11 protein-coding genes and 1 pseudogene are annotated in these 22,930 nt (G+C 43.1%); 4 read left to right on the forward strand and 8 right to left on the reverse strand.

Annotated features, from left to right (window positions below; all coding sequences use genetic code 11):
• Positions 1-26: 26 nt before the first annotated feature.
• From RHM67_RS04185 to RHM67_RS04195, 3 genes are all read right to left on the reverse strand, one after another.
• Positions 27-2,912, reverse strand: coding sequence for a glycoside hydrolase family 38 C-terminal domain-containing protein (locus RHM67_RS04185; protein WP_322230843.1), 2,886 nt, complete (start codon positions 2,910-2,912; stop codon positions 27-29).
• Positions 2,913-3,237: 325 nt separating this feature from the next.
• Positions 3,238-4,041, reverse strand: a complete 804-nt coding sequence (truA, locus tag RHM67_RS04190; protein ID WP_322230845.1) for a tRNA pseudouridine(38-40) synthase TruA — start codon at positions 4,039-4,041, stop codon at positions 3,238-3,240.
• Positions 4,042-4,055: 14 nt separating this feature from the next.
• Positions 4,056-4,304, reverse strand: coding sequence for a hypothetical protein (locus RHM67_RS04195; RefSeq protein ID WP_322230849.1), 249 nt, complete (start codon positions 4,302-4,304; stop codon positions 4,056-4,058).
• 219 nt (positions 4,305-4,523) lie between these two features.
• Here RHM67_RS04195 and RHM67_RS04200 point away from each other — a divergent pair.
• A pseudogene (locus tag RHM67_RS04200) lies at positions 4,524-4,847 on the forward strand (alpha/beta fold hydrolase); the annotation flags it as partial.
• Between the two features lie 268 nt (positions 4,848-5,115).
• Here the strand turns inward: RHM67_RS04200 and RHM67_RS04205 are convergent.
• From RHM67_RS04205 to RHM67_RS04225, 5 genes are all read right to left on the reverse strand, one after another.
• Positions 5,116-7,278, reverse strand: coding sequence for a glycoside hydrolase family 3 N-terminal domain-containing protein (locus RHM67_RS04205; RefSeq protein ID WP_322230854.1), 2,163 nt, complete (start codon positions 7,276-7,278; stop codon positions 5,116-5,118).
• A 14-nt stretch (positions 7,279-7,292) separates the two neighbouring features.
• A complete protein-coding gene (locus RHM67_RS04210; protein WP_322230856.1) occupies positions 7,293-8,642 on the reverse strand; it encodes a vanadium-dependent haloperoxidase in 1,350 nt (449 codons plus the stop codon).
• Positions 8,639-11,959, reverse strand: coding sequence for a VCBS repeat-containing protein (locus RHM67_RS04215; RefSeq protein WP_322230859.1), 3,321 nt, complete (start codon positions 11,957-11,959; stop codon positions 8,639-8,641). Before RHM67_RS04215 ends, RHM67_RS04210 begins: the two co-directional genes overlap by 4 nt.
• A gap of 114 nt (positions 11,960-12,073) precedes the next feature.
• Entirely contained in the window at positions 12,074-13,654 is a 1,581-nt protein-coding gene (locus tag RHM67_RS04220) for a SusD/RagB family nutrient-binding outer membrane lipoprotein (RefSeq protein WP_322230861.1), read from the reverse strand.
• Between the two features lie 4 nt (positions 13,655-13,658).
• Entirely contained in the window at positions 13,659-16,787 is a 3,129-nt protein-coding gene (locus tag RHM67_RS04225; protein ID WP_322230863.1) for a SusC/RagA family TonB-linked outer membrane protein, read from the reverse strand.
• 773 nt (positions 16,788-17,560) lie between these two features.
• Here RHM67_RS04225 and RHM67_RS04230 point away from each other — a divergent pair.
• From RHM67_RS04230 to RHM67_RS04240, 3 genes are all read left to right on the forward strand, one after another.
• A complete protein-coding gene (locus RHM67_RS04230) occupies positions 17,561-17,821 on the forward strand; it encodes a hypothetical protein (protein WP_322230865.1) in 261 nt (86 codons plus the stop codon).
• A 124-nt stretch (positions 17,822-17,945) separates the two neighbouring features.
• Entirely contained in the window at positions 17,946-20,633 is a 2,688-nt protein-coding gene (locus RHM67_RS04235; protein WP_322230866.1) for a glycoside hydrolase family 2 protein, read from the forward strand.
• Between the two features lie 35 nt (positions 20,634-20,668).
• Positions 20,669-22,930, forward strand: coding sequence for a family 20 glycosylhydrolase (locus RHM67_RS04240; protein WP_322230868.1), 2,262 nt, complete (start codon positions 20,669-20,671; stop codon positions 22,928-22,930).

A 22,930-nucleotide genomic window follows, 5' to 3' on the forward strand; every position in this document is an offset into this window, starting at 1 on the left:
CGGCCTTTTTGTGATGTAATAGATTGCTATTTTGTTTCTATCCTGATGGTTTTTATTCCCTTACCGGGCATGGTAAACGTATTATCTAAGGCGGCTCTTTTGTCCTCCGCTAAATTGCTGTCCCAAAGTTTAATGCCCGTGGTTTGTTGCGGGGTAAAGTTTACGGTGCTTTCGGCATCGCTTGTGTTTACGATCATCACGATAGTGCCTTTTCCATCATCTGCCGGTTTTAAAATTTCGGTGTAAATGTTATTGCCGGTAATTTTAAATGGCAAACCCTGTTCGTTAGCTGTTGCCGCGGCAACAATTAATGGCTGATGGTTATTAAGCCCCTGTTGGTTTGCTTTCAGGCTGTTATAACCTTGCTCGTGCGCCTGTATAAAGTAACGGAAGGTGGCTACACCATCCTGGTCGGCTTTAAAGTTGGTATGCCAAAGGTTGTTCATCACCCACGAATAGATGCCCGATGATTGCGGGGTGAACGATAACCATTGCGGCGCAAAATGCAGCCCGCCCAGGAGGTTATCCGTGGTGATCTTGCCTATCTCAAACAAAGGAGCGTCCGGGCTGCTCCAGGTAACACCATAGTTGGCGTTAGACACATCTACCCAGCGTTGTTGCGTGTACCAGTTATGGTTTGCATTTGGCAGCTGATCAGCTTCGGCGGCAATACTTCCCCATGGGATGCTGTAACGCACCTGCGCGTTTGGCACGTTGAACGGAAACGCGAAATGTACGCTCTCTTTCCTGCGGATGGCTTTTTTATCAATGGTGTTGATCAGTTCCACCTTATCCAACCCGCTTACCAAACGGATCTCTCGGGTTAATCCGTTTGTGCCCGGCGCGTCGGATGTTACCAGTAAACTCACTACCAACGGGCCTTTTTCTTTAATGCTGATACGCGCGTTGCTGCTGCTTTGCAGGTTCTTCAACGTATCGCCCGGTAAATAAATGTACTGGTTGAGCGATGCGGTATCTGATACATAATTGCGTGTGCCTTTTACCAGTTTTTGGATATTCCCGTTAGCCTTATCAAGCACCACATTGTAAACGCCGTTGCTTAACGTATTCAGCGTAACAATAGCTTTTGCTTTGCTGTAAGCTTTGCCCGCGCTAATGGTAAAGGTGCTTTTACCCATCTGCGCAACATCATCCGCCAAAATAGCCAGTTCGCCGGTACTTAAGCGTTGCGATGGTACGCGCTTGCCCGAGGCGTTTTTAACCGCGTCACCGGCTTTGCTAAGTGCGGCAGGTACATAAACCACATCGGTACGCGGCCACATTTGGGTATTGTACACATCAATGGTATTTGCTTTTGCTGATGCCGGTTTTGAAGCAAGCACCATCAACGAATCCGCTTTTTTATGAGCGCTTAACGCGAACGACTGCTTTACCGCCCATTCGCTTTTAACCTTGGCATCATCGGGTGCGTCGGTGCTGTTGTAAGCCCCCCAGGTATGTTCGTTAAACAGCAGCAGGTTTTTCCAGGTGTCGTTAAATGCATTTACCGGGTAGGTGGCTTTGTTGCGGATGGCCCAGATGGCATCGCTTTGTTTCAACACATCTGATGCGTTGCGGTTGATGGCCGTTTCTTTTGCTGAGGATGATACGCCATCCGTCCAGTACTCCGTGTAATCGCCCTGGTAGCTTGGCAGCTTGTCTTTATACTTTTTCTCCAGATCTGTAAAGAATTGTTTTGTTGAGGTAATTATCAGCTTTGGCGATTCGAAATGTTCGTTCCAGGCTTTTACGGCATCGGGCAGTTCCGGGTCTATCGGCGCGTTATCGCTCATGGCCCAGGTAAGGATGCTCATATCATATGGGAAGCCCTTTTGCTCCAGGTCGCCAAGGTATTGGAACAGGTAAGGGTTCAGGAAATTTTCGGTCGGTTTGCCGGTGTAAAATGGTTTTGGCTCGTCAATGGTAAAAAAGTTAGGGATCTTGGTGCCTTTCAGGGCATAGCCGATAGAGTAGGGCTGGCATTGCCAAAATAATAGTTTTTCTTTACCCGATGGTGATACCCAATAGAAGGGTTTATCCTGCCATTTGGCCAGGTTGCCTATCCTGTCAGAAGCATTTGGCCCGGATAGGAAATACCTGATCCCCGTTTGCTCTGCCTGCGCGGCCAATCCCCAGGAAGCGCCCGGTACATCCCCCTGGAACATCGTGTGGATCTCGATACCCTGCTCGCGCGCCAACCTTTGCGACTCTGCAAACATCTGCATCAACTGCCTTGAATCGGTTAAACTGGTATTGATGTTGCCATAAGCACCATCAAGGTTTATCCAGCCCTTTTTAACGGCATTCCAAAAGTGGGCCTTCTTTTCTGTTGATGATAGCTTCAGGTAATTATCAACCACCCATATAGCTTCGGTAGTCCATTTAAAACGGGCTTCGGCAGGGTAATTTTGGGTCTTTTCGGCAAGGGCAATGCTCTCGTCAATGTTTTCCATATGCAGTTTCAGCACCTTAGCCTGCGTGTTGGTGTAGCCAATATCCACATGCGAGTGGGGGAGCACATAAACACTCCAGTTAGCACGTGCAGGTTCAACTATACAGCGGGCGGTATACGTTTGGTTGCCCGCTTTTAATGTGACGATTGCCTGGGTGGAGATCTTAATGGCATCGCCCGGCAGGGGCAGTTCAAAAACATCCAGGCCATTTTTATTGGCGGGGATGCTGAGGTGATCAGTATGATTATTAAACGTTACGCTTACATCCGCGGCAGCATAGCTTTTACCATTTTTAAAAAGCAGCCTTGCCATGCGGCGGGTTTCGCCCTTATATTTTACATAAGCGATGGTTGGCTGCAAGGTTACCGAAGTGAAGTTTATAGCTGGTGTTTGGCTATATGTAGTATTGTTGATACTTATTAATAAAAAAACTATCGCAAAAACAAGGTATTTCTTCATAGTATATTGATTATGTTGCTGTTACAATTTTATGTAAAGCAGGTTAGCGCTTTTGCAAGATAGAAAGAAAATCGACTAATTATGCTTGTGCCGTTCAGCCATTCAGGGAAATCGCTTTTAAAACTTAAACTGTAAAATTTTGGCTTTAGCCAAAATTTTACAGTTTTTATGATCCGTTGGCTGAAGCCAAACGGCAATGAATTTAATATACGGGTTCAAATGAAATTGAAATTCATTGCCGGCCCATTTATGGGGCGGAATGAAAGCAATAAAGGAGATGGCTTTAGCCAAAATAATATTGCAATTTTAAAAGAGATTTCCCTGTTTAAGCAGTCTTCCAGATGGTGTCCCCCGCAAGCATTTGGGTGAAATTGCTGCGCGATGGAATGTCAAGATAAGGATAGGTAACCTTGCTTAGGTATAGGCCCTGCGGATAGGCCGGTTTAATTACCTGCGGCAGCAGCGGATCTATCAGGTGCGCCTCAAACTCATCAACACTCAATTTACCGCTGCCAATATCAATGAGTTTACCGGTGATGATGCGAACCATTTTACCCAGGAAACGGTTGGCAGAAATGTGGAAACGGAGCCTGTCGCCGGTGTTATCAGTAAAGATCTCCGCCTCGCTGATGTTGCAAATAGTATGCTGGTTGCGGCCGGGCATTTTGCAAAACGCGAAAAAATCCGTATATTGTAGCAACAGTTTTGCCGCCCGGTTCATACTGCCCACATCCCAGTCTTTTATGGCGTACATCGAACTGAAACCACTAAGGAAAGGATCTTTGTAGGTATGGATAAAGTAATTGTACCCGCGCTGTACGGCATCAAAACGGGCGTGTTGTTGTGCCTCCACCGGGATAATGTCAAACACAGCGATATCATCCGGCAATAAATTGTTCAGCCTGAACGCCAGGTCAAAATCCCAGGCATCATCAACATCCAAATGGAAAAAGAACTGGCTGGCATGCACCTGCGCATCGGTACGGCCACAGCCTATGATCTGTAAGGGCTTCTTAAATACCTGGCTCAGGCTTTTTTCTAAAACCTGCTGTACGCCTATCCCATCGGGGTGGATCTGCCAGCCGCTGTAGTTGGTGCCATGGTAGCCAATATGGAAAAAGTAGCGCAAGGGGGTGGGGATGGTTATTCGGTTATTTCGTCGTCCTCAGATTCCGCATCGTCGGTTTTCTCCGGCTTCGGTAGGTTTGCCTTCAGCATCACGCGGCCTTTTTTGGTTAAAGTACAGGCCGGTGAACGTTTGGCTTCTTCGCCCTTGCCAATATCTATCAGGTTGAATTTTTTTAGTTCCTGCAGATCTGGTTTGGTTATGTTGATGGCGAGGCCTTTTTCGGCAATAACTTTTAGCGCGGCAACCACTTCTTCGTGTTTCATAAGTATCGTATTGTAGCTGCAAAGATAAGAATAAGAAAGGTCATCGCTCTTAACGCTTTGTATGGTATATTTAGGTGTTCGATATACGATAAGGCAATCATTGGGGAAATTCGAAACCCCGCTTATAATTATACAGGGCAGTATTAATCTACATCAATCACCTTTAAAAAAATCAAAATGAGCACGATCAAAGTTAAAGGCGGTACCAAAATTTATTAGAACCGCGAGGACGCCGGGGTATTGCAAGGCGTGCGCGACAATTGGTGGCGCCAGGGGATGATGGGCGGCATCAAGGCCCATTACGATTGTATCAAGGCGTTCTCGGAAACTGATTTTACCGAAGACCTGAAAAGTGTTGATGTACCCGTACTTGTTTTGCATGGCGAGGACGACCAGATAGTACCCTACCAGCTTACCGGTGTAAAAGCCGCGAAGTTTGTAAAAGATGGTAAACTGATCACTTATCCCGGTTTTCCGCACGGCATGCAGACCACGGAAGCCGCAACGATCAACAAAGATCTGCTGGCATTTATTAAAGGCTAAAACAGGACGTTTAAAAGTCGTTTTTTGGTGAAAAAAGGCGCTCTGAATTAAGTTTTCAGGGCGCTTTTTTTGTGATAATATATAAAATATCTGATGCTATCCAATTTTTGCTAAATTGATTTAGTAAATAATATATTTATTGATTAGCCACAAAAATCGATAATGCTGATTTGTCAGGATTGTATAAACGCGACAAAGCTGTAGCTTATAACAGGTTTTTCTTTTTTTACTTGCCGCGCGAATGCAGCAGGGGTTGTGCCACTGTACTTTAATTGATCTGAAAATTGGCATTTATTTTCTCGTCAGCGGACGAGCTACCCAATGCCAATTGGTATGAGCCGGGATAAAGTTTCCATTTGTGGTTTGTTAAATCCCATTTTAACAATTCGCTAACAGGCACTTTCAATGTTATGGTTTCGGATGCTCCCTTTGTTATAGATACACGTTTAAATGATTTTAATTCTTTAAGCGGCATACGATCGATAGTTGGGTATTTGATGTACGCCTGTACCACTTCGTCGCCATCTGCATTGCCGGTGTTTTTTATAGCAACCGTAACCGTTATGGTATCTTTAGCAACATACCGGCTTTTAGGCACTGCAACGGCATCATATTTAAAGGTGGTATAACTCAAGCCAAAGCCAAATGGGTACTGCACCTGGCCTTTAAAATAGCGGTAGGTGCGGTTTTTCATGCTGTAGCTTTGGTACGGAGGAAGGTCGTTAATGGAGTTATAAAACGTAAGTGGCAGGCGGCCCGATGGGTTTACTTTTCCGAAAACGATATCTGCTAATGCATTACCGCCCTGCTCGCCCGGGTACCAGGCAAATATAATAGCGTCGGCATATTCTGCAATGGCAGATACATCCACATCACTGCCCGCTGTAATTACGGCAACAATGGGTTTTTTAACGCCCTTACGTAAGGCTTTCATAAATGCGATTTCGCTTGCAGGGAGGCTTAAATTCTTTTTATCGCCACCATTCTCGGCCAGGAATGCATCACCTGCTTCGCCTTCCAGTACCGGCGATAAACCTAAAACGGCAATGGTAAGGTCGGCATTACCTGCACCCCAAATTCCACCAAAATGGGTGGTGTCGCGATAATCGCAACCCAAATCGTACTCAACCCTTGTTGCAGGGTCTACAGCGCCGGTTATACCTTCAACAAAGTTTACTACTCTACTGCTTACACCGTGGTAGCTACCTAACATTGCATCTAAAGAAGCTGCATTTGGCCCAAGTACCATAATAGCCGGATAATTCGCCTCCTTTAATGGCAACAGGTTATTGTTGTTTTTTAACAGCACCATGCTTTGTTGCGCGGCTTTACGGGCCAACTCAATATGCTGTGTAGTATGAATGCTATCCGCACGGTAGCTATAAAAAGGGCCTTTAGTGGCATCATCAAAAAAGCCTAATTTAAACTGTGTTTTTAACAACCGGCCCAGGGCTATATCTACTTCTTTTTCGGTTAATAGTTTTTGTTGTATGGCTTTAAGCACATCGCCCTGTAAAACAGATGAACAATCCAGGTCAATACCGGCTTTGATAGCCGCTGCCGCCGTTTCAGTAGCATTTGGAATAGTTTTGTGGGTTAAAAACACATCATCTAAAGCGCCGCAATCTGTTACTACGTGGCCTTTAAAGCCCCACTCTTTTCTTAGTACATCCTGTATCAGGTGTTTGTTAACCGAGTTGGGTATACCATTAACGCGGTTATACGCCGTCATAATGGATTCAACACCGCCATCAACCAATTTATGGAAGGCGTACATGTATGTTTCGCGCAGGTCTTTTTCATCTACAATAGCGTTAAAATAATCACGTGTGGCCTCGGGGCCGCTGTGGGCCACAAAATGCTTGGCTGCTGATGCTGTTTTTAAATGCAACGGATCTGTACCCTGTAAGCCCCTTACGAAGGAGGTGCCGATCTGCGAAGTTAAGTATGGGTCTTCGCCGTAGGTTTCCTGCCCGCGGCCCCATCTCGGGTCACGAAAGATGTTGATATTGGGCGTCCAATAAGTAAGGCCCATATATTGCAGGTGGCGGCCTTTAGCTGTCGAAAGGTTGTACTTTGCCCTTGCCTCGGTAGATATTACATTTGATACCGATTGCACCAGCTCCTGGTTAAATGTAGCAGCTAAAGCAATTGCCTGCGGGAAAACGGTTGCGTCGCCGGCACGGGCTACGCCATGTAATCCTTCGTTCCACCAGTTATAGGCGGGGATGTTTAGCCTTGGCACTGCCTGGCTACGGTAGCCTAAAAGGGATACTTTTTCTATTAGCGTTAGTTGAGATAGCAGGTCTTTAACACGCGCGTCTATCGGTAACGACTCATTTTTATAGTTCTGCTGAGCCATTGCGGTAATACACAACAAAAAGCTAAGTAGTATTAAAAAGGATGTTTTTTTATAGAAGAAATAACTCATTATGTAGCTGTAAATTAGTTTTTATACAATGGGCTGATGCCCGCTTTTTTTATTTTGTCTATAATGGCGGCCGCCACCCTTTTGCCCTGGTCGTTGCCGTTTTGAATGCTCTGCATGTAATGAATGCCACCGTAAAAGCGCGACATAGATGCTTCTGCAGCAGCTTGCCTAAATGATTTAAAATCTCGCTGGCCGCTGCCAAAAGGTATTTCGGTATTATCTGTGTAGGCAAAGTTATCGCCCAGCAGGTAGGTTAATAATTCTGCTGATGCATTGGAGATAACAGCATGCCCGCTGGTATACTCCGGAAATGGCGGGGTTTGCAATATTGGCTGCCATTTTACATCCATGTAACGGTTTATAAAAGTTTCGGGGCGGATGCGGTTACTGGTGAATTTCTCTTCCCAGCAGCTAATAAAGGCATCCATAATGGTGATGCCATTTAAAGTTATCACCATTACCGATTCATCAAAACCAAGGTTTGCTTTTTGTGCTACCAGGCAGGCAACGTGCATCCAATGGCCACCCGGACTGATCTTTTTATAACCAATAGCCATGTGGCCCGATGTTGTTACCGCAAACGGGTTGCAATCCCAAAAAAGTGCCTGGTTTATCTGCTCGGGGTTTAAATGTTTTGAGGCATCATAAACAGCTTTAACCTGGCCATAAAATTCAGACGTAGTGTCTTTACTGAATGGTATCAAGGCATTTGGTTTGTATTGCGTAGCCGAATCTATCACCAATGTGCGGATGGTTTTCCAGTTGGGTTCCACCGCTTCCATGTACATGGGTGGGGTGGGGTACCACTTACTTTCATCCTTAATAGGTGTGTAACGTTGAAGTGCACTTAATTGGCTGTAATGGTCTGTCTTAGAAAATGTTACAATGGCTGCAGACGCAGCTTCAGCAACCTTTACCGAATTGGCGATGATATCCTGTGAGACCTTTGTTTTGTGCAGTAGCTCTACAAAAGCATCTTCATCATCTTTAAGCATAAAACCAGATGGCAACAGTAACTTGGCGGTTTCTAAAATGCTGTAATATGCAGCTATCTTATAATCGTACTTTAAGGTGGTAGCTGCCAATGAACTGTTGCCGGGGTAGGCTTTTATAAATATGTTTAATGCCGGTATCTTTTTGTTATTGGCCGTTACAATATCGTAAGCGCCAAGTGTGCAATAAGTATAATAACGCGCAGCTACAGGCGGGCTTACCACATCATGTACCATTACCATAGTTACGGTATTAACAGCATGGTTCGGCTGCAGGTAATCGGGGTAGGTGGCTTTTTGTTTGTTTTGTGCCCGGCTACATTGGCATGCAAGTAAAAAAAGTATAGTAAGAGATAGTTTTAAAAACCTCATTCTTTATAAAATTTTAAAGGTCCTTCGCTTGTGCCTATCAGTAAATAAGGGGCTTTATTTATTTGTATCTCTAAAGCGGCTTTAACATCGCCGGTTATTGATAAACCGGATACTGACTGCTCTACATAGGTGAACCCCCCCTTGCCATCACCTTTTAAAAGGCACCCGTAGTTAGCATCCATGCTGCCAATTTTAAGGCGGTTATCTGCATGGTTGCCTAACAGCAATAGATCTGTTTTGCCGTCGTGGTCAAAATCGTTTGTCAGGATCTGGCTAACCGGGGCAAACTGGGCTTGTATGGGCAGGGCGGCGGCTACAAATTTGCCGTTCTGGTTAATAAACAGGGTTGTTTGTGTTGTGCTAATGCTCAGTTTGGTTGCTGTAGCCAATTCCTTTGGGGTAAAAATTTCGTTTATTGTGGCATCAGCATAAGCTTTGTAAGAACTAAACCGGCGGCGCATAGGATAGATCTGTTCATTTAGCTCATCGCGGCTTACAAACGGGTAACTTTTGCCGTCCAGATAAAAGTTAAAAAAAGGATCAATTGAGCCGTTATTATCAAAATCGGCATAATATAAGTCGGCAGGCTCTTTTTCAGACGCATGTATTTGGCTGTTTTGGCCAATGTTACCGGCAATCAGATCTGGTTTGCCATCGCCGTTAACATCGGCAAAAGCTATTTTAAACCAAAAACCTTTTAATGGGGCAGCAAAGTAATCCTGTGTTTTATCTTTAAATCCTTCTTTGGTATTGATGAGTATTGTTATTGGCATAAATTCGCCGCAAAGCACCAGGTCTTTACGGGCGTCATTGTTCAGGTCTACCCATTGGGCATCTGTTACCATACCCGCTTTGGCAAATGGTATGTTAGCAATGGTGAATTTACCTTTACCATCGTTCACCAATAAATAACTTTCGGGCGCTACGGGGTATTTGCCCGGGATAACACGGCCTCCTATAAACAGGTCGATATCGCCATCGCCATCAAAATCATAGGGTTTAACACAAGCTTTGCTATTGGCATTTAATACGGGTAAGGCAGTTGGCGATAGCACGAAGCGGCCGTTACCTTCGTTAAGATATAATTCGTCCTGTAATGCGGCGGTGTTGGGCTCGTAGTTGGAGTAGCCGCCTTTGGCAATGTATAAGTCGGGCTTGCCGTCGCCATTGGCATCAAAAAATTCGGCTGCGGCAGTTGTGCCTATATCTTCTGTTTTGCCACGTATAATATCAATAACCTGGTAAGTGCCGCCTTTTTGTTGCAGGTAAATTTTGCCCGCACTGTCTTTATCACCGCTAATGAAAAGGTCTTCCAAGCCATCGCCATTAACATCGGCTTTAGTAACAACCGGCGCCGTGCGCGAGTACATGAATAGCATCAGCAACTGGCGCTTAAAATCGTTAATGGTTATCTCCTCCGGTTTAAAATTGATAATAGCAGGTGCCGGTTTAAAAATTGAGGCGGCAGCTTTTACAGCTGTGATATATAGTTTTTTTGAAGGGTTATATTTAACACTTAACAGTTGGTTGGCCTTAACTTTTGTAAGTAACTGGCCCGACTGATCCGGCCAAATAATGCGTATCGAGTCAACTTCTGTAGTGTTACCCAAACCAAAGTTTAGTGTGCTTGATACGCACGAGAGGTAACCACGGTTAGGGTTTACCTCTTGATATTGCATATTCCCTGCGCTATAAACGTAAACTTTAGCGCCGATGGCATTGGTGTTTTTGCCCGTTCCGTTTAGCTTAACAGCAAGGTATGATGCCTTATTGTTATTATTATCCCTGCCGGTATTTTGGTATACAAATGCGGGTTGGTTAATATTATTTACAACAAGGTCGAGGTCGCCGTCGTTATCGAGGTCGACATAAACGGCACTGCTTGAAATGCCCGGATCATTTAAACCCCACTCCACCTGTTTTTTAGTGAAGGTAAGGTTGTGGTTATTCTTAAAAACATAATTAGGCAGTGATGTTGAGGGCATGGCCATTACCAGGTCCATAAGCAGGAATGGTTCGCCGGCCATGGCTTTTTTAATTTTGTAATCGCCCCAGTAGCGTAAAAAATCTTTATTGGTATAGTCTCGCAAGTAGCCATTGGTTATAAAAATATCTTTATATCCGTCATTATCCAGGTCGGCAATAAGCGGGCACCAGCTCCAGTCGGTATTGGATAAGCCGGCCAACTGGGCTATTTCGCTAAAGGTGCCATCGCCATTGTTCAGTTGCAGCATATTGCGCATATATTGGTTATAAAGCCCCTGGTTTTGCATTAAAGCAAACAACTCATAATTCTCCTGTAACTGTAATGATTTTTGACGATGGTTATCCTCGGGCATCATATCCAGCGTGATAATATCCGGTAACCCGTCATTATTAAAATCGGCAATATCTATACCCATCGAAAAGTGCGACATGTGCCTTAACATATCTTTAGAATGTTCGGCAAATTTACCGTCGTGGGTATTGATGTATATATAATCGGGTTCGTTGTAATCGTTTGTAACGTAAATGTCGGGCCATCCGTCTTTGTTGATATCTGCAATGGCAATACCCAGCCCAAAAGTTAACGGGTTTTGAATGATACCGGCTTCCTTTGATACATCAGTAAAGTGCCCGTTATCATTACGGTATAATTTATTACTTGCAAGCTGGTCTGTTTCGTTTTTATAACGGGCCAGTTCCATATTGTCAATCTTTTTAATGTTATGATTAAGCAGGAACATATCCAGATCGCCATCATTATCATAATCAAAAAAGGCAGCCTGGGTACTGTAGCCAGGGTCTGCAAGGCCGTAAGCTTTAGCTTCTTCGGTAAATTTGTTATTGCCTTGGTTAATAAATAATTGGTTGCTTCGGGTTTCATTATCAGTTTTGCCCGAGTAGCATATATAAATATCAAGCAGGCCATCGCCGTTAACATCTGCCATGGTAACGCCGGTTTTCCATCCGTTTGGCCGGCCTTCAAGATAAGGGGATGCTTCTTTTGTAATGTCTTTAAACTTTAACCCGCCAAGGTTTAGGTAAAGTTTGTTAGGTTTCATATTCGCTGTGAACATCAGATCGGGCAGGCCATCGTTATTGATATCGCCTGTGGCAACACCGCCGCCATTGTAAAAATACTCGTATGACAGTACGTTGAGCGATTCTTTTTCAACAATATCATTGCTGAATTTAATACCGGTTTGCGCACCCGGCAGCAATTTAAAAAGTGGTTGTTGTGCGATAGACAGGGCCGGTGCAAAAAATGCTACGGCAATACATATAACAGCAACTTTAACAGCTGTTTTTAGAAAATATATATCAAATAGTTGCATAAGTTTTTTGATACTTACGATAAATAATCAAGAGGAGTATAAATATAAACAAGTGGAATTAAACAACAATAAAAAAGGAGACGTACGTCTCCTTTTTTATTGAGTTAGATATTATTATTGCTTATCCCAGTATACACGGGTAGCAAAGTTATCTGCACCTTGTCGCTGTACAGCAGCGGCGTAATTAGCGCCATTTTGTTGTACCTGGCTGGTAGGGTAAGGCATCCTGCGCGGAACTTGGCCACTGATATATTGACCAGGGAAAGTTACCGGGGTTAATACAGGGAAACCAGACCTTCTCCAGTTTGCAAACGTTTCGTTGTAGTTAAACGTAGCTGATGTTGTAACCCAGTACTCCATATTAATTTGCTGCAAAGCTGTGGCTGCAACTAATGGATTGGCGGCTAGGTAAGCTGCTATACTTGCATCGCTAATAACAGCAATAGGTGTTGCGTTGTAACCAGCCAAAGTATTCATATCTGCAATTATTGCATTTGCATAATGCGTGGCCGCAACTCCGGTATTCCAACCTCTCGAGGCTGCTTCTGCCAACAATAATTCAGATTCTCCATAGGTGTAAATGTAATTTGCACTTCCTCTATCTGCATAAACCTGAAAGCGGGGGCGAGAATATTTACCCAGTGGCGCAGGCGCGTCACTGGCACCAGTTGCCGGGGTAGCACCAGGATATCCGGGAGCATTAGCGATGCTGCTTATAGTATAACCATTTGGCATACCCATCTGCAAGCTTGCCGTGTTATCACCTGCTGCTTGCGTTTGATTAGCTGCAAGTCCATTACCTATCGCTACTTCTGCAATTGCAGATATACGAGGGTCGTTTTTAGATTTCATGAAATCTATCAGGGTTTTACCCCATCTTACTTCTCTAAAATCATCAGGTGTGCGCATCACGTCAGAGTTGCTGCTTGATGCATTGTTGGCATCTGCCATTACTTTAGTATCATCGCCAATACTGCTCATGGTACCTCCCGCAAATGCTTTTTCGGCATAAGTTTTAGCGGTAGCAGGATCAACCTTTGTTAAACGCATACCAACTCTTAACATTAATGAATAGCCAAGGCGTTTCCATTTGTTAACATCACCTTGGTAAAACAAGTCAGCTGTTGGTGCAGTTTTCGAGGCATCCAGGGCAGCTGTAGCAGTTTCTAATTGTTTCAGCATATCTGCGTAAATGGCTTGCTGGCTATCATATTTTGGTGTGAAAATACCAGCCTTAGCTTGTCCTGCTTCTGTATAAGGAATATCACCATACAGATCTGTAAGACGCTGAAACTCCATTACACGTAAAATGGTAGCGCATGCATTAAGGTTGCTGTATTCCGGCTTGTCTTTGATGATGTTTTGCATCTCAATAACAAGCGTAAGGCCGCTGTATGCCCTGTTCCATGTATAATTGAAGTAACCTGAACCAGAGCCGCCAAATACATACTTGTCGCCATTGTAATAATAGCTAAAGGTTGATGCTAATGATTGCATCCACTCACTTTGGAACAGCAACTGATCATATCCGGTTTGCGAGAATGTTATTTGTGACTGAGACAAGAAATAGTTTGGATCAATTAAATCCGCTGTTGTTTTGTCGGGATTTGTATTTATCTCTTCAAAGTTTTTTGTACAGCTTGCCATTAACGTAGCACCTGCTACCAGGAAGCTAAAAATATATCGTTTTTTCATCTGTTTAGTTTTTGAATTTAAAGTTTACGTTTAAACCATAAGTCCTGGCGAAAGGCAAACTGTTACCTTCGATACCTGCGTATCTTGGATCAGCAGAGAAGCCCGACTCCGGATCGATGTTTTTAGTGTGTTTCATGATCGTCCAAAGGTTACGGCCAACTGCTGATACGCCAATACTGCTAAATGGCGTGCTTCTTAAGAATGCTGCGTTAAACGTATAGCCTAAAGTTACCTGGCGTAATTTAATAAAACTGCCATCTAACACATCTACGGTATAAACATTACGTGCTAATGCCTGGTAGTAGGTTTGTGCCGGTACATTTACTGTATTAACTGCTCCTGTTGGTGTAACACCAACGCCAACTACACCGGTTTCGCGGCCTTCAAGTGTAAGTTTATTTAAACCTCCTAAGATGCTTGTATATTCAGTTGCTGAAAGCACTTTGTTACCAAAGCGATAATCAATAAGGAAGCCTAAATTAAATTGTTTGTAATTGAATGTGTTGTTAAAACCACCATAAATTTTAGGGATTGTTGAACCCATTGCTTTAAGATCACCTGTTTGAGGAAGTCCGGCTGCATCAAAAACGATATTGCCAGAAGCATCACGCTTGTAATCAGCAGCTAAAATTTGAGGGCCTGGTAAACCTACTACAAGTGCGGTGATAGCTAAACCGTTACCTGCTGACGGGCGGAACCTTCCAAAATTGATGTTGTCATTTGTAACGCCATCAGTTTGCAAAATCTTGTTTTTAACATAGGTAAAGTTGAAAGATGGAGTCCAGCTGAAACCTGATTTTCTAACCGGAGTACCATGAATTTCAACCTCGATACCTCGGTTTTGAGTAGAACCTGTACCAATGTTACGGCCAGTGTAGCCAGTAGACCAGTCTAAGTTACCATTAATGATCTCATCTTTAGTTTTCCGAGAGAAATAAGTAACATCAAAACCGAACCTGTCGCCCCAGAATTTCATCTCCAAACCTGCCTCAAGTTCTTTTAATCTGTATGGTTTTAAGAATAAGTTAGGTAACTGGCTGCTGAAACCTGCGGCAGGTAAGCCGTTGATCGAATTATTCAGATCGTAATAAACAGTATTTGCAAATGCCGGGGCATCATTACTTGTCTGTGCATAAGACAACCTTACTTTACCAAGGTCCATGCCATTCACTTTGTATAGCTCAGAGAAAATGAAGCTACCTGCAATAGATGGTGAAAAAATACCCGGCCCTACAGATTTACGTATAGAGCTGTAGTAATCATAACGGCCTGTAGTACTCAATACCAGGAAATCTTTTACAGAAAAATCAGCAGAATAGTAAGCAGAGTTAACTTGTATTGCATTTAAGTCAATTGGGCCAGAATCACGTGTTTTAAAGTTTTTTAAACTATAAAAGTAAGGGATAATAAAACCGTTTTGCCCGTTAATAAACGTACCGGTTAAGTCAGATTTACGAATATTGCCTCCAAGAGACAAATCTAAACCTAAAAAATCTTTGATAAGAGAATGTTTAGCATTCAACAAAACATCGGCATTAAATTCTGTTGTTTGGCTGTTGGTTTGATTCAAAGATCCATTATCGCCTCGGTAACCGGTACCCGTTGGCTCAATATCAACTCTTGCATCGTTGCTTACATCATACCCTAAACGGCCTTGTAGATAGATCCAGTTGGTCAAATCGTATTTTGCCGATAATGAAGATATAAAACGATTTCTTTTTACATTTTTCTGGAAAAAATTAGCCGCAAAATATGGGTTGGTCACATAGCTATCATCTGTAAATGTTAACTCCTTACCGCCCGTAGTTGTACCTGGTGCCAAAGTAGCCTGGTCCTGGTTAGGTGCTAAAAATTGTACGTTGTTAGGGTTGCCCGGGCCATCACTTAAGCCAGATCTGTTTTTAGCGTTTTCAAGCACATAATTGGCTACTACGTTAACGTTTAACTTTTTGGTAACCTGCTGGCTGCCATTAAAGTTAAACGTTTTCCTGTCAAGGTAGCTGTTTGGTACCATTGAGTTTGCACGCAGATCAGATATTGACAAGCGGAAAGCGCCGGTTTCATTACCACCTGTAAATGATGCGGTATTAGTAAAGCTTGGGGCTGTACGGTAAAAATTGATGTAATTACTCACGGGCGAATATGCGTGGTCCTTACCATCTATTTGTGGCACCATACTGCCATCCATTTTTGTACCCCAGGCTAAACTGCCAGAGTTACGTGCCTCGTTAAGCGAAGTAGGTTTTGCAGCTACACCTGCGGCGTTTAACATACCCTGGCCATAAACTTGCTGGAAGTCGGTATTGTCCACCGCTTTATCAAATTGAATGTTCGTGTTAAATTCAACACCAAACGGAGAATTCTTTTTACCTGTTTTGGTAGTGATCAAAATTACACCGTTTGAAGCACGCGAGCCATAAAGTGCAGAAGCTGTCTGGCCTTTAAGTACCGTCATCGATTCGATATCATCCGGGTTAATGTTGGAGATACCGTCACCATAATCTGCACCACCCCATTCGCCTGATGCGCCACGCGCTGTATTATCCATAGGTACGCCATTGATAACATAAAGCGGGCTACCTGCGGTAAAGCTGGTTAAACCACGTAGTAACACCCTTGCAGATGAACCCGGGCCACCATTAGATGCACCAACACTTAAACCGGCAACGCGGCCTTGTAATGATAAGACAACGTTGGTTTCTTTTGCTTTATTAAGCTGTTCGCCATTAACGGTTGTAACGGAGTAGCCAAGTTTCTTCTGTTCTTTGGTGATACCTAATGCTGTTACAACTACTTCATTAAGGCCTTTAGATGAAGGTGCTAACCTAACGTTAATACTGGTTTTGCCTGCTACAGAAACTTCCTGAGTTTCGTAACCGATAAATGAAAATACCAAAACCGCGTTATCTGGTGCGTTGATAGAGAATGAACCGTTAGGATTGGTTACAGCACCGTTTGCTGTACCTTTAACTTTTATGCTAACGCCGGGTAAACCTACACCGGTCTCGTCTACAACTTTACCGGTTATTACCGCGTTGTTAGCTAATTTATTTTTATTGATCGTTACATTATTATGCGGATATGCAACGGCTACTGATTGTATGCCTACCGCTAATGATAATACAAGAGACAATTTTATTGTTAATCCAGATTTTGACAATCTGTATCTGTCTCTCACACCCATAGGATGTTTAAAATCTTCCATACTGTTGTTAATTAAGTGAGTTAATTAAGAATGCGTTAATTAATAACCAAATTCAGTTTTTGAACCTGGTATTAGTTATAATGTTGTTGACGAGAAATTTGGTGTTGATCTCAGTCTTAATAGAGTGTAAAATTCTTTTAATTCATAGGCGTTTCTAATCAATTAAAGGTTTAATAATAAGTGACTTTTTGGTATAGTTTAATTAAGTGATAATTCTATTTATTTAATATGTCGGCAACATTAAATTATTAAATCTTTAATTCAAAACCGTCAAATTTATTTTAACAAGATTGAATTGTTTGCTATACAATTTAAACGTAATTTAACAATTATGTTAATAGAAGTAAAGAAAACTATTAGATTTTAAAAAAAAAGGTACAAATAATAAAGATTTTAAATTTTTTTAAATAGTTATTGTTAAAAAGTCTTAAAATTGTTTCCCTGAAGATTTAGTAACGAATATTGCTTCCTGCCTATATAAATAACAGCCGTAATCAGGTATATTGATACGTTTTAGCCAAAATCGCGTTTGTAATTTAGTAAATACATGAAAAAAACTCTCCCTATTGCTTTTAAATTTGATGTTTGTAGCCGCAGGTTATGCGCAGGAACACAATATGTCTGCAAATTATGTAGCTCCAACGGATGTTTTGGTGCAAGCTAACCTTCAAAAGGGGCAGTAATTAAAATTTGGGTTGTTTATGCACTGGGGAACTTACAGCCGCCTGCAGCAAATAGGCAGTTGGATAAAGGTAAACGACGAGGGTATTTACAACTCTACATCGATAGCGCCCTATTCCGAAGAAAATATTTACTACACAAAATCAACCGTTAGTAATACCATATACGCCTTTGTAACGTCCCCCAAAGACGATGTTGTTTTGCCCGGTAGTGTAACCCTGCACTTGAAAGATATCAATAATGTAAAAAACGTTACCCTGTTAGGCACAGCAAAAAAGTAAAATGGAGGGGCGTTAACGGCGCCATTAATATTACGGTGCCTGTAGCCCTGCAAAATAATAATGGCCTAACGCAAGCCGCTGTTTTTAAAATTAAGTATTAATATTCATCCCATAATTAGATATCATGCTCCCGATATTACCCTGCCGATCATCAAAAATTAAAACACTGTTTGCCCTTGCTATCATTACTGCTTTTAGTTGCCTTTACACCAAAGCACAAGCCCAAAGCAGTTACGAACTAAATACAGGCTGGAAATGCGCGCCAATAGGCAGCATAAAGGAAAGCGGCACCCAGCTTTCTGCTGCCACATATAATAGCAGCAATTGGATGCCGGCCACGGTACCAGGCACAGTTTTAACCACTCTTTTAGATAATAAAAAAGTACCCGATCCATTTTACGGGATGAATAATGAGAAGATACCTGATATATTTAAAACAGGTGCGGCACACTATACTTATTGGTTTGTAAAGGAATTTAAAGAAAACCCTGCGACAAACGGCGGGCAGGTTTACCTTAATTTTAGAGGGGTAAATTACAGTTTTGACGTTTTTATGAACGGGCAAAAACTGAATAAGGCTTTACAAAAGGGCATGTTCCTGAGGTTCTCCTATAATATTACCCCTTATTTAAGCAAAACAGGCAATAATAAATTGGCTGTGATAGTATACCCGCCGGATGTTTTGGGCAATGCCAACGGCGGCCAGGGTGGCGATGGTACTATTGCCCGCAACGTGGGTTTGCAATACACTGCCGGCTGGGACTGGATCCAACCTGTTCGCGACCGTAATACAGGTATTTGGGATAAAGTTACCCTTCAAAAAACAGGGGCCGTACGCATAACCGATACCCATGTAATTACCCTGGTGCCGGGTAAAAGGCTGCCCGAAGGCGAGCAAAAACCAGCAATAATTAAAATGGAAGCTGAAGTGAATAACCCAACGGCGGCAACCGTTACCGGAATTTTGAGCTATGAGATAGCCGGAACTGTGGTTTCAAAAAGTGTAAGCCTTAAACCTAATGCAACAGCCACTATAAAACTTGCAGATCACGTTTTGCAAAACCCTAAGCTTTGGTGGCCAAATGGCTATGGCCCGCAAAATTTGTACACAGCCAAAGTAAAGTTTGTAACCAATGGCAAAGCGGTATCAGACCAGCAAACACTTAAAGTAGGTGTCCGCGAGATACAGAGCGAATGGAACGAACATACCGGTAGCAGGCAAATAGCGGTAAATGGCCAAAAAATATTTATTAAAGGTGGTAACTGGATCTTATCTGACGCGATGCTGAGGTTCTCTGATCTTCGGTATGATGCCGAAGTGCGTTTTCACCGCGATATGAACCTGAATCTCATCCGTATCTGGGGGGGCTCTATTGTAGAACGCCCCGAATTTTACGACGCCTGCGACAGGTACGGCATGCTGGTTTTCCAGGACCTTTGGGGATCGGGCGATTGTAACGGGCGCTGGGTAGACCCCATGAAGTTGGACGACCAATGGACACGACGCAAATATCCGGATGATCATGGTTTGTTCCTGCGCTCGGCCGAAGACCAGATCAAAATGGTGCGTAACCATGCTTCTTTGGCCATTTGGTGCGGCGGAAACGAGATCACCCCGCCGGAGGACATCCTGATCGCCCTAAAGGAAGATATTTTACCAAGGCTTGATAACACCCGATGGTTTGTAGATTACTCCAACTCCGAAGAAATGTCGCGTAATACTTTGGGTGGCAACGGCGATGGCCCCTATGGCATCCAGCCGCAATCGGTGTTCTGGGAGTTTAAAACCTATCCGTTCAATTCTGAAGTGGGTTCTATTGGTGTTGGCGATTATGAATCGTTAAAAAGGTTCATCCCAACAAAAAACATGATAGCACCCCAGTTTGATGAAGCTACACGTAAAAACAAAACCGACAGCGTTTGGGATTATCATAAATACATAGGATATGATACCAGCGTTGCCAAATATGGAAAAATTAAAAGCGCAGCAGATTTTGCGAAGAAAGCACAGCTGGTAAACTATGACCAGTACCGCGGCATGGCCGAGGGCTTTACATCGCACATGTGGGATTGGTATACCGGTTTCATCATTTGGAAAACACAAAACCCCTGGACTGCCATGCGCGGCCAGATGTACGATTATTACCTTGACCCTAATGCCTGTTTGTATGGCCTGCACAATGGCAGCGAGCCGTTGCATGTAATGTATAACCCTATAGACGGTATGATATCGCTTGCTAACAATACCTTTAAGCCAAGCCGCAGTATGATGCTGGTAGTAAAAGCCTATGACATGGCCGGTAAAGAAAAATTGATCACCCAGGTTTTTTGCGATATTGTAGCCACATCAACAAAGCGCGTACTCTCTGTTAAAAGTGTAATAGATGAAATGGCCGCCAAAGATGGCGCATTCCTGTCCCTGCAGCTATTAAATACCGATAAAAAAGTACTGTCTGATAATTTATATTGGGTTGCCGATAGCAAAGGCAAGTACCCTGGTTTAGAAAAAATGAATGATGATGCTTTAGTTTCTGAAGCGAGGTATATTAAACCCGGAAAAATAGAAGTTACTTTAACAAATAAACCAAACAGCGTAATATCATTTTTTAACCGGGTTTCGTTAGTTGATGCGGGTACAAAAGAAAGGGTTTTACCCGCTTTTTATGATAACAATTACATTTCTGTATTGCCGGGCGAACAAAAAAAGGTGATCATAGAATACCCTGCAACCGGCCTAAAAAACCTTGCAATTGATATTGACGGCTGGAATACCGCGACAGGTACATCACAATTATTAAAAATTAAGAATTAATGATGCGTTTATCTTATTTTAAAATTTTTTTTGTTTTGGCGGTAGCCTGTGTATGCGGACTGCAATATGCAGGGGCCCAGGATGCACGCTATCCTATTATCCCATACCCAACATCGCTAACATCTGTTGCAGGTTCGTTTAACATTAGTGCGGCAACCCGTATAACTGATGTTAGTAGCAAGTTTGCTAATGAAGTAACGCAGCTGAACCAATTGGTTAAACAAGGTATAGGTGTCGCATTAAAGCAATCGAATAAAACCGGCGCTATAATTTTTAAATATGATGCATCTGTTATAGCCGAAGAAGGTTATAGGCTAACCATAACGCGGCAACAATTAACCATTACTGCCGGCACACCAACAGGCGCTTACAGGGCGGTTGAAACTATTAGGCAGCTGCTGCCTGCCGGTATTGAGGGTGGCGGCGTTAAAATAAAACAGCTTACTTTACCTGCCTTAACTGTTAACGACCAGCCTGCCTATGCATGGCGCGGGATGCATTTGGATGTATCGCGGCATTTCTTTTCCATTAGTTACCTGCGCAAGTTTATTGATATAATGGCACTGTACAAGATGAATAAATTTCACCTGCATTTAACAGACGACCAAGGCTGGCGGGTAGAGATCAAAAAGTATCCAAAGTTAACATCAGAAGGTGCCTGGCGTACTTTTAACAACCAGGATTCGGCCTGCATGAAAAAGGCCAAAGATAACCCCGATTTTATAATCGACCCTAAGCATATCGTCAAAAAGAACGGTAAAACCATGTACGGTGGCTTTTATACCCAGCAGCAATTGAAAGACCTGGTGATTTATGCCGCGACAAAGCACATCGATATCATCCCCGAAATTGATATGCCTGGCCACATGATGGCGGCAATTAATTCGTACCCTTTTCTAACCTGCAACGGCGAAAATAAATTTGGTGAACTTTTCTCTAAACCCATTTGTCCGGCAAATGAAAGCACTTATGAGTTTGCCCAGAATGTATTTACCGAGATCATGGACATCTTCCCATCAAAATATATCCACATAGGTGGAGATGAAGTAGACCGTACCGATTGGGAAAGATCTGCCACTGTTAAAGACTTTATGAAGCAGCACGAAATTAAAGATATGGCTGCATTACATAGCTACTTCATTAACCGTATGGAGAAATTCTTTAATGCTAAAGGGCGTAAACTGATAGGATGGGATGAGGTGATAGAAGGCGGCATCAGCCCAACTGCAATTATTATGTACTGGCGCGGCTGGGTGCCCGATGCACCGGTTAAAGCGGCTAAAAACGGCAATACCGTTATTATGACCCCGGGCGAACCGCTTTACTTTGATAACCTGCCAGATCAGTATTCTATTTATAAGGTTTATCATTTTAACCCTATTCCTGCTAAATTAAATTCAGAAGAGGCAAAATCAATTATTGGGGCGCAGGCAAACATCTGGTCGGAAATGATTCCGAGTGAGAACCGGGCTGATTATATGTTTATGCCAAGGATGACCGCACTGGCCGAAAGGTTGTGGACAAGCAACCAGGACGATTATAAATCGTACCTGAAACGCCTTATTTCGCATTACAAACGCCTGGATAACTTAAAAGTGCATTACCGCCTGCCCGATCTGCCAAACATGGTAACCGAAAATGTATTTATAGATAAAGATACGCTGAACATTAAAAAGCCAATGGCCAATATGCAGATTCGTTACACTACCGACGGCAGTTTACCTTTGGTTACCTCAAAAGCATTAGGCGAAAGGCTGATCATAAACAGCCCGCAAACTATAAAGGTAGCGGCGTTTACACCAATAGGTTCGCGCGGAGATATTTATACGCTTAACTACAAAAAGCAAACCTACGCACCGGCAGAGAAAGCAGCTAATACTACTATGGGTTTGTCTGCCACTTATTACAAAGCCTTTTTTAAACAAACCAGCTTAATAAGTAAGGCCAAAGCCGATAGTACTTTTACAACAAATGCTATTGCTGTCCCATCATCTGTAAATGCGCCATCTTTTGCCATCACTTACAGGGGCTATATTGAGATCCCAACTACAGGGGTTTATACTTTTTACCTTAATTGCGACGATGGCGGCATCCTTAAAATAGCTGGCCGCATGGTAGTTGATAACGATGGCAACCACTCTGCAATTGAAAAGAACGGGCAGGTGGTATTAGGCAAAGGCCTGCAGCCCTTCGCGCTTGATTTTATTGAGGGCGGCGGCGGCTTCGCGTTAAAGCTAAAATATAGTTTCAATGGCAGTGCACCTGCCGAGGTGCCTGCGTCATGGTTTAAACACTAA

This window comes from Mucilaginibacter sp. 5C4 (assembly GCF_034345625.1).
Lineage (GTDB): Bacteria > Bacteroidota > Bacteroidia > Sphingobacteriales > Sphingobacteriaceae > Mucilaginibacter > Mucilaginibacter aurantiaciroseus.

Excerpts from the sequence above, each read along its gene's own strand:
- RHM67_RS04235 (WP_322230866.1), top strand. The coding sequence starts at position 17,946 with ATGCTCCCGATATTACCCTGCCGATCATCAAAAATTAAAACACTGTTT.
- RHM67_RS04205 (WP_322230854.1), bottom strand. The coding sequence starts at position 7,278 with ATGAGTTATTTCTTCTATAAAAAAACATCCTTTTTAATACTACTTAGC.
- RHM67_RS04185 (WP_322230843.1), bottom strand. The coding sequence starts at position 2,912 with ATGAAGAAATACCTTGTTTTTGCGATAGTTTTTTTATTAATAAGTATC.
- RHM67_RS04195 (WP_322230849.1), bottom strand. The coding sequence starts at position 4,304 with ATGAAACACGAAGAAGTGGTTGCCGCGCTAAAAGTTATTGCCGAAAAA.
- RHM67_RS04215 (WP_322230859.1), bottom strand. The coding sequence starts at position 11,959 with ATGCAACTATTTGATATATATTTTCTAAAAACAGCTGTTAAAGTTGCT.
- RHM67_RS04220 (WP_322230861.1), bottom strand. The coding sequence starts at position 13,654 with ATGAAAAAACGATATATTTTTAGCTTCCTGGTAGCAGGTGCTACGTTA.
- RHM67_RS04210 (WP_322230856.1), bottom strand. The coding sequence starts at position 8,642 with ATGAGGTTTTTAAAACTATCTCTTACTATACTTTTTTTACTTGCATGC.
- RHM67_RS04230 (WP_322230865.1), top strand. The coding sequence starts at position 17,561 with ATGCACTGGGGAACTTACAGCCGCCTGCAGCAAATAGGCAGTTGGATA.